Annotated in this window: 8 protein-coding genes; all 8 read left to right on the forward strand. The window is 70.8% G+C overall.

Annotated elements, in window-relative coordinates:
* Window positions 1–25: 25 nt before the first annotated feature.
* A complete protein-coding gene (locus AMK13_RS07300) occupies window positions 26–1,276 on the forward strand; it encodes an ABC transporter substrate-binding protein (protein WP_074001530.1) in 1,251 nt (416 codons plus the stop codon).
* 40 nt (window positions 1,277–1,316) lie between these two features.
* Complete coding sequence (locus AMK13_RS07305; RefSeq protein ID WP_074001531.1) at window positions 1,317–2,459, forward strand: ABC transporter ATP-binding protein; 1,143 nt, start codon at window positions 1,317–1,319, stop codon at window positions 2,457–2,459.
* On the forward strand, window positions 2,456–3,385 hold the full coding sequence (locus tag AMK13_RS07310) for an ABC transporter permease (RefSeq protein WP_049651905.1): 930 nt from the start codon (window positions 2,456–2,458) through the stop codon (window positions 3,383–3,385). Before AMK13_RS07305 ends, AMK13_RS07310 begins: the two co-directional genes overlap by 4 nt.
* Window positions 3,385–4,188 carry an ABC transporter permease gene (locus tag AMK13_RS07315; protein WP_074001532.1) on the forward strand — a complete coding sequence of 268 codons (804 nt, stop codon included), beginning with the start codon at window positions 3,385–3,387 and terminating at the stop codon, window positions 4,186–4,188. The genes AMK13_RS07310 and AMK13_RS07315 overlap by 1 nt, the downstream gene beginning before the upstream one ends.
* Before the next feature lie 63 nt (window positions 4,189–4,251).
* Window positions 4,252–5,646, forward strand: coding sequence for an NAD(P)/FAD-dependent oxidoreductase (locus AMK13_RS07320; RefSeq protein WP_049651907.1), 1,395 nt, complete (start codon window positions 4,252–4,254; stop codon window positions 5,644–5,646).
* Between the two features lie 234 nt (window positions 5,647–5,880).
* A complete protein-coding gene (locus AMK13_RS07325; protein WP_074001533.1) occupies window positions 5,881–6,312 on the forward strand; it encodes a hypothetical protein in 432 nt (143 codons plus the stop codon).
* Between the two features lie 123 nt (window positions 6,313–6,435).
* Entirely contained in the window at window positions 6,436–7,209 is a 774-nt protein-coding gene (locus AMK13_RS07330) for a nucleotidyl transferase AbiEii/AbiGii toxin family protein (RefSeq protein ID WP_074001534.1), read from the forward strand.
* Window positions 7,210–7,481: 272 nt separating this feature from the next.
* The gene (locus tag AMK13_RS07335; RefSeq protein WP_049660358.1) at window positions 7,482–9,005 is read left to right on the forward strand and encodes a CoA-acylating methylmalonate-semialdehyde dehydrogenase; all 1,524 of its coding nucleotides are present in this window, start codon (window positions 7,482–7,484) and stop codon (window positions 9,003–9,005) included.
* Window positions 9,006–9,257: the final 252 nt, after the last annotated feature.

A 9,257-nucleotide genomic window follows, 5' to 3' on the forward strand; every position in this document is an offset into this window, starting at 1 on the left:
CCATCTCCCCCAGGAGGCCCGTTCCATGGCGTTCAACGAGCTCACCGACGGTCTGCCCGAACCGGTCCGAAGGGCCTGGGAACGCAGTCTGACCAGCGGCCGGGCCGCGCTCGGCCGCCGCACCCTGCTGCGTGCCGCCGCGCTGAGCGCCGGAGCGGGCACCCTGGCCGCCTGCGGGATCCCGGCGGCCCCGCGGGCGACCGGCGACTCGACCGCGAACGCCGCCAAGGACCTCTCGGAGACGCAGAAGGAGGTCGACTTCTCCAACTGGCCGCTGTACGTGGACACGGACGAGAAGGACAAGGAGAAGCACGGCACCCTGGAGGCCTTCACCGAGGCCACCGGGATCAAGGTGAAGTACAACGAGGACGTCAACGACAACGTCGAGTTCTTCGGGAAGATCAAGCCGCAGCTCGCCTCCGGCCAGGACACCGGCCGCGACCTGATGGTGCTCACCGACTGGATGGCCGCCCGGCTGATCCGGCTCGGCTGGGTGCAGAAGCTCAACCCGGCGAACGTCACCACCGCGATCACCAATATCGAGTCGCGCTTCCGCGCCCCCGACTGGGACCCGGGGCGGCTCTACTCCTACCCGTGGGCCGGCATCCAGACCGTCGTCGCGTACAACCGGAAGGCGACCAGGGGGAAGGAGGTCACCAGCGTCTCCCAGCTGCTGGACGACCCCGACCTCAAGGGCCGGGTCACCTTCCTCTCCGAGATGCGCGACAGCATCGGGATGGTCCTGCTGGACCAGGGCAAGAGCACCGAGAGGTTCACCGCCGACGACTTCGACGGCGCGGTCGCCCGCCTCCAGAAGGCCGTCGACAGCAAGCAGATCCGCCGCTTCACCGGCAACGACTACGGCCAGGAGCTCTCCGCCGGCGACATCGCGGCCTGCATCGCCTGGGGCGGCGACCTGATCCAACTGCGCGCCGACAACCCGGACATCGAGTTCGTCATCCCGGAGAAGGGCTACATCGCCTCGACCGACAACATGCTGGTCCCGGCCAGGGCCCAGCACAAGGCGAACGCGGAGAAGCTGATCGACTTCTACTATCAGCCGAAGATCGCGGCGCAGCTGGTCGCGGGCATCGGCTTCGTCTCCGCCGTCACCGGGATGAAGGACGAGCTCGCCGGCATCGCCCCGGACACCGCGGCCAACCCGCTGGTCGTACCCACCCCCGAGATGGCGGGCAGGGCGCACGTGTTCCGCACGCTCTCCGAGAGCGAGGAGAGCGACTTCGAGCAGAAGTTCTCCAAGCTCATCGGCGCCTGACCCCCGCTCCCGGCAGAGAATCCCAGGAAGACACCACCCCATGACAGACCAGCAGCGCGACGCGGCCGTCGGCGGCGACGTCCGGCTCACCGGCATCGGCAAGACCTACGGCTCCTTCACCGCCGTCCACCCGCTCGACCTGACCGTCCCGCAGGGCTCGTTCTTCGCCCTGCTCGGCGCCTCCGGCTGCGGCAAGACCACCACCCTGCGCATGATCGCCGGCCTGGAGGAGCCCACCAGCGGCACCGTCCTGATCGGCGGCCAGGACGTCACCGCCCTGCCCCCGTACAAGCGGCCGGTGAACACCGTCTTCCAGAGCTACGCGCTCTTCCCGCACCTGGACATCTTCGAGAACGTCGCCTTCGGCCTGCGCCGGCGCGGCAGGAAGGACGTCAGGAAGCAGGTCGAGGAGATGCTGGAGCTGGTCGAGCTCGGCCAGTACGCCCGGCGCAAGCCGCACCAGCTCTCCGGCGGCCAGCAGCAGCGCGTCGCGGTCGCCCGCGCACTGATCAACCACCCGCAGGTGCTGCTCCTGGACGAGCCGCTCGGCGCGCTCGACCTCAAGCTCCGCCGCCAGATGCAGCTGGAGCTCAAGCGGATCCAGACCGAGGTCGGCATCACCTTCGTGCACGTCACCCACGACCAGGAGGAGGCCATGACCATGGCCGACACCATCGCGGTGATGAACGGCGGCCGGGTCGAGCAGCTGGGCGCCCCCGCCGACCTGTACGAGAACCCCGCCACCACCTTCGTGGCCAACTTCCTCGGCCAGTCCAACCTGCTGCCCGCCGAGGTCACCGGCACCGAGGGCGGCGACCTGCTGCTCAGCGCGGCCGGCGCCCGCCTCGCGGTGCCGAAGGCGCGCTGCGCCACCGACGCCAAGCGCGTCCACCTGGGCGTGCGCCCGGAGAAGATCACCATCACCCACGCCTCCGAGCAGGTCGCCGACGGCCGCAACCGGCTGGCCGGCACGGTGCTCGACTCCAGCTTCATCGGCGTCTCCACCCAGTACGTGGTGCGCACCGACGGCGGCCAGGAGGTCACCGTCTTCGAGCAGAACATGGAGCGCGACGCGCGGATCGTCCCCGGCGCCGCCGTCCAGCTGCACTGGAACCCGGCGCACTCCTTCGCCCTGGACGCCGCCCAGGCGATCGACGCGGGCACCGCGGAGGAGGCCGCATGACCACCACCACCCCGGCCGCGCCACCCCAGGTCATACCGCTGGAGGGACCGGCGCCGAAGCCCAGGCGCAAGCTCACCCCGTACTGGCTGCTGCTTCCCGGCATCGCCTGGCTGGTCGTCTTCTTCGCCGTCCCGCTGGTCTACCAGGCGTCGACCTCGCTGCAGAGCGGCTCGCTCGAAGAGGGCTTCAAGGTCACCTGGCACATATCGACCTACTGGGACGCCCTGGTCGAGTACCGGTGGCACTTCCTGCGCTCGTTCTCCTACGCGGCCGTCGCCACCGTGCTCTGCCTGGCCGTCGGCTACCCGCTCGCGTACACGATCGCCTTCAAGGCGAGCAAGCGCTGGCGCAACGTCATCCTGATCCTGGTCATCGCGCCGTTCTTCACCAGCTTCCTGATCCGCACGCTGGCCTGGAAGACCATCCTGTCCGACGGCGGCCCGGTGGTCGGCGCGCTGAACGCGCTGCACGTCCTGGACGTCACCAACCTGCTCGGCCTGACCAGCGGCGACCGGGTGCTGGCCACGCCGCTCGCCGTGGTCTGCGGCCTGACCTACAACTTCCTGCCGTTCATGATCCTGCCGCTGTACACCTCGTTGGAGCGGATCGACCCGCGCCTGCACGAGGCGGCCGGTGACCTCTACGCCCGGCCGTTCACCACCTTCCGCAAGGTCACCTTCCCGATCTCGCTGCCGGGCGTGGTCGCGGGCACCCTGCTGACCTTCATCCCCGCCTCCGGCGACTACATCAACGCCCAGCTGCTGGGCTCGCCGAGCGAGCAGATGGTCGGCAACGGCATCCAGAAGCAGTTCCTGAACGTGCTCGACTACCCCACGGCCGCCGCGCTGAGCTTCATCCTGATGGCCCTGATCCTGGGCATGGTGACGGTCTACATGCGCAAGGCCGGGACGGAGGATCTGGTCTGATGTCCCGGATTTCCAAGTGGATCCGCGCCCACCTGGTGGTGCTGGCCGGCCTGCTGGCCCTCGCCTACCTGGTGCTGCCCAACCTGGTCGTGCTCGCCTTCTCGTTCAACAAGCCGGTGGGCAAGTTCAACTACGAGTGGAACGAGTTCTCCACCGACGCCTGGACCAACCCCTGCGGCGTGGCCGACATGTGCCAGTCGCTCTCGCTCAGCCTGCAGATCGCGGTGCTCGCCACCATCGGCGCCACCGTGCTCGGGACCATGGTCGCCTTCGCGCTGGCCCGCTACCGCTTCCGCGGCCGCTCGGCCACCACCGCGATGATCTTCCTGCCGATGGCCATGCCCGAGGTGGTCATGGCCGCCTCGCTCGGGACGCTCTTCCTCAACATGCGCATCCCGTTCGGGTTCACCACCATCCTCATCGCCCACATCATGTTCTGCCTCAGCTTCGTGGTGACGGCGGTCAAGGCGCGCGTGATGAGCATGGACCCGAGGCTCGAACAGGCCGCCCAGGACCTCTACGCGACCCCCGTCCAGACCTTCCTGAGAGTCACCCTGCCGCTGGCGGCGCCCGGCATCGCGGCGGGCGCGCTGCTCAGCTTCGCGCTCTCCTTCGACGACTTCATCATCACCCAGTTCAACTCGGGGCCGACCACGGTCACCTTCCCGATGTTCGTCTGGGGCGCCTCGCAGCGCGGCATCCCGGTACAGGTGAACGTCATCGGCACCGCGATGTTCCTCGCCGCCGTCCTGCTGACCGTCGTCGGCCAGTGGCTGGGCAACCGCCGGAAGGCCGCCGCCTGACATACGGTCGACGACGGTGGCCAGTACAACCATCACCTATTCGTAGAAAGTGGCTGATAATGCATGGACTCCGCCCGCGCACTCAGTGACGCCAGGCCCACCCCCTTCTGGCTGGAGGATCCCGGCCGGCCGGCGGCACTGCCCGCCCTGGTCGGCGACACCACCTGCGACCTGCTGGTCGTCGGCGGCGGCTACTCCGGCCTGTGGACCGCCCTCATCGCCAAGGAACGCGACCCCTCGCTGGACGTCGTGCTGGTCGAGGGCAACGAGGTCGGGTGGGCCGCGTCCGGGCGCAACGGCGGGTTCTGCGCGGCCAGCCTGACCCACGGCTTCGGCAACGGCCTGGACCGCTGGCCGTCCGAACTGGCCCAGCTGGAACGCCTCGGTGCCGCCAACCTCGACGGCATCGAGGCCACCCTCAAGCGCTACGGCATCGACGCCGAGTGGGAGCGCACCGGCGAGATCGACGTCGCCACCCAGCCCCACCAGGTCGAGGAGCTCCACGAGATCGCCGAGGCGGTCGCCCGGTACGGCTTCGACATCACCGTCCTGGACGCCGACCAGCTGCGCGCCGAGGTCGACTCGCCGACCTTCCTCGGCGGCCTCTGGGACAAGGAGGGCGTGGCGATGGTCCACCCCGCCAAGCTCGCCTGGGGCCTCAAGGACGCCTGCCTGGGCCAGGGCGTGCGGATCTTCGAGCACACCCGGGCCACCGACCTGCGGGAGCACGGCAGCGGCATGGCCGTCCGCACCCCGTACGGCCGGGTCTTCGCCCGCAAGGTCGCGCTCGGCACCAACGTGTTCCCGTCGCTGCTCAAGCGGGTCCGCCCGTACGTCGTCCCGGTGTACGACTACGCGCTGATGACCGAGCCGCTCAGCGAGGAGCAGCTCGCCGCGATCGGCTGGCGCGGGCGCCAGGGCCTCGGCGACAGCGCCAACAAGTTCCACTACTTCCGGCTCTCCGCCGACAACCGGATCCTCTGGGGCGGCTACGACGCGGTCTACCACTTCGGCGGCCAGGTCCGGCACGAGTACGACCAGCGGCCGGAGACCTTCCGCACCCTGGCCAACCACTTCTTCCGCTGCTTCCCGCAGCTGGAGGGCCTGCGCTTCACCCACGCCTGGGGCGGCGCGATCGACACCTGCAGCCGGTTCTCGGCGTTCTTCGACACCGGGTACCGGGGCAAGGTCGCGTACGCGGTCGGCTACACCGGGCTCGGCGTCGGCGCGACCCGCTTCGGCGCCGAGGTGATGCTCGACCTGCTGGCCGGCGAGCGCACCGAGCGCACCTCGCTGGAGATGGTGCGCAGCAAGCCGCTGCCGTTCCCGCCCGAGCCGGTGCGCTGGGCCGGGATCGAGCTCACCACCCGGTCGCTGGAGCGGGCGGACCGCAACGGCGGCCACCGCAACCTCTGGCTGCGCACCCTCGACCGGCTGGGGCTCGGCTTCGACAGCTGAACCGCTGAAATGCTGAACCACTGAGCCACTGGAACGCTGAAATGCTGAACCGCTGATCTGCCGAAACGGCTGAAGCCGTTGAAACCGTTGAAACCGTTGAAACCACGAACGCCCGTAGCCGGGTGCCCCTAGTCGTGTAATCGGGACCCGCCGTCCGCCTCTCCTTGGTGACGGCGGGTCTCGCTCTTCCCGCCGTCTCCGAACAGTACGAACGGCAAGAAGCGGGGACACGACATGGAGACCACCGGACTGCACTGGCTCGCCCAGGCGGCACCGGACCCGGAGGCCTTCCGGGACCAGTGGGAGCGCACCGGGCTGGGCCTGGTGCTGCTGCCGGCCGGCCGGCGTTGGGACGTCCTCTCCGTCCCCGGACGGCTCGGGCGCCTGGCCGCGGAGGTCCTGGACCCGCGCACCCGCGGTCCGGTCCTCACCGACTTCGGGGGCGGGCAGGTCAGCTTCCTGGTGCCCGTCGGCACCGCCGCCCGCTGGATCGGCACCGGCGTGCGCGGTGCAGGGGAGGGCACCTGGATCGTCGTCCCGCACCCCGGGCGCCGCAGCCGGGGCGTGCGCTGGCTGGTCCCGCCGGACGGCTCCGGGCGGCTCACCGACCCGGTGCTGCTGGAGCTCGCCCTGCACGAGGCGGCGGCCCGGCTCGGCGGCTGGTGAGCCGCGCCGTCTCGTGCGGAACCGGGGGCCCGGGGGCGTGAGGAGGTGCCCGGGGGCGCCCGGTAGCGCTCCGGGCGCCCGGCAACTGGCGCGCGGAACGGGCGGTCGCGTCAGACTGGAGGCGTGACCACCGTCCCGCACGCCGTCGACGCGTCCCTCCGCCCGGGCCCCGCCCAGCTGCGCCTGGCCGCGCTGGCCGCACCCGTCTGCGACCGGTACGGCCTCGCCCTGGCGGGAGGGCACGCGCTGCGCGCCCACGGCGTCGCGGCCTGCCCGCAGGACGGGCTGACCCTGGCGACCGGCGGCGCCGACCTGCCGGAGGTGGCCGCCGCGCTGGGCGAGGCGTACCGGGCGGCGGGCGGCGGGGCCGTCGAGCGGCCGGGCACACCGCGGCTGGAACAGCTCACCGTCCGGCTGGCGCTGGGCGGGCGGTCGCACTCGGTGGAACTGCGCAAGGAACCGCTGGGACACCGGCCGGTCCGGTTCGACCTCGGTGCGCCCGGACCGGACGAGCCCCCGGCGGTGCTCCCGGCCGTCGCCCTGGAGGACGCGGCCGCGCTGACCACCGCGCTGCTCGTGGACCGGGGCATGCCCCGCGACCTGATCGACGTGCACGCCCTCACCCGCTGCTACCGGGAGGGCGAACTGCTCGCGCTGGCAGCCGAGTTGGACCCGGACTTCCAGCCCGCGGCGCTGGCCGAACGGCTGGAGGCGCTCGCCGAGGCGGCGGACGGGCGGTTCCGCGCCCGGGGCGTGCCGGCCGGGGAGGTGGCCGAGCTGAAGCGGTGGGCGCTGGCCTGGGCACAGGACCTTCGGCTGGACCTGCTGGAGACCTGGGAGGCGGCGGACGGGCTGCACGACCCGTACCTGGAGGAGCCGGAGGACGGGGAGTCCTGACGCCCTGGTCCCGCGGGTGCCCGCGGTGTTTGGGTGCCCGTGCCATTGGGGGCATTCGTGGTGGGTTCACACGTTCGGGCGAGTGACCGGACGACCTGTAAGGCTGAATCCACGATCCCCGTCAGCCTGTTCGTTGAGCTGCGCCGGAGCGGCCACCAGACTGGGAGACGAGCGCGGTAGCCCCGTGATTCCCGTCGCCCGGCCCACGTGCGGGCGGCGCCAGACCGGACCGGTGGCAGGACGCCGCCCGGGACTTCGGAGGCAGACGGACCTTGAGCAAGCACATCATTCACTGGATCGGCGGCAAGCCCGTCGCCACCGCCGGTGCGGCCCCCCGTCGCGGCGAGGTCTTCGACCCGGCCACCGGCCAGGTCGCCGGCCAGGTCGACTTCGCCGAGATCGCCGAGGTCGACCAGGCCGTGGCCGCCGCCGCCTCGGCCTTCACCGAGTGGCGCACCGCCTCGATCGCGAAGCGGACGACGGTGCTCTTCGCCTTCCGCGAGCTGCTGAACGCCCGCCGCGACGAGCTGGCCTCGATCATCGTGGCCGAGCACGGCAAGGTGCACTCCGACGCGCTCGGCGAGATCGCCCGCGGCCTGGAGGTCGTGGAGTACGCCTGCGGCATCCCGCAGCTGGTCAAGGGCGGCTTCACCGAGCAGGCCTCGACCGGCGTCGACGTCTACTCGATCCGCCAGCCGCTCGGCCCGGTCGCGATCATCTCGCCGTTCAACTTCCCGGCCATGGTGCCGATGTGGTTCTTCCCGATCGCCATCGCGGCCGGCAACACCGTCGTGGTGAAGCCCTCGGAGAAGGACCCGTCCGCCGCCAACTTCCTCGCCGAGCTGTGGAAGGAGGCCGGCCTGCCGGACGGCGTCTTCAACGTCGTGCACGGCGACAAGGTGGCCGTCGACCGCCTGCTGGAGCACCCGGACGTCAAGTCCGTCAGCTTCGTCGGCTCCACCCCGATCGCCCGCTACGTCTACGAGACCGGCACCCGCTACGGCAAGCGCGTGCAGGCCCTGGGCGGCGCCAAGAACCACATGCTGGTCCTGCCGGACGCCGACCTCGACCTCGCCGCCGACGCCGCCGTCAACGCGGGCTTCGGCGCGGCCGGCGAGCGCTGCATGGCGGTGTCCGTGCTGGTCGCGGTCGACCCGATCGGCGACGAGCTGGTCGAGAAGATCAAGCAGCGGATCGCCACCCTGAAGGTCGGCCCCGGCTGCAACGGCGAGTCCGAGATGGGTCCGCTGGTCACCGGCCAGCACCGGGACAAGGTCACCTCCTACGTGGAGTCCGGGGTCGCCGACGGCGCCGAGCTCGCGGTGGACGGCCGCAAGCACCCGGTCACCGCCGAGGACCGGAACGGCTCCCCGACGGCCGACGGCTTCTGGCTCGGCCCCACGCTGTTCGACCACGTGAAGCCCGGCATGTCCGTCTACAACGACGAGATCTTCGGCCCGGTCCTCTCGGTGGTGCGCGTCGACTCGTACGAGGAGGGCCTGGCGCTGATCAACGCCAACCCGTACGGCAACGGCACCGCCCTCTTCACCAACGACGGCGGCGCGGCCCGGCGCTTCCAGTTCGAGGTGGAGGTCGGCATGGTCGGCATCAACGTGCCGATCCCGGTCCCGGTCGCCTACTACTCCTTCGGCGGCTGGAAGGCCTCGCTGTTCGGCGACGCCCACGCGTACGGCCCGGACGGCGTGCAGTTCTTCACCCGGGGCAAGGCCGTGACCCAGCGCTGGCTGGACCCGTCGCACGGCGGCATCAACCTGGGCTTCCCCACCAACAGCTGATCCGCACGGCACCACCGGCCGGACCTCTCTCCCCGGGGTCCGGCCGGCCGTCTTTGCACGACGTTTGCATCGGTGCGTGGAAGCGCGTACAGTTCTTCGAGCTGCCTGGCAGGGAGCACCGGACACGCATCTGCGCGGACGGTCCCGCGGTGGCCAATCCTCTGAAACACCACTTCCGGTTCGTGCCGGTCGTTTGCGCTTTTCGGCGCTGTGACCTGGTGCTTATTCGGTGTGCTCGTTTTATCGGGTTGC

The sequence above is a fragment of the Streptomyces sp. CB02056 genome, assembly GCF_001905545.1.
Taxonomy (GTDB): domain Bacteria; phylum Actinomycetota; class Actinomycetes; order Streptomycetales; family Streptomycetaceae; genus Kitasatospora.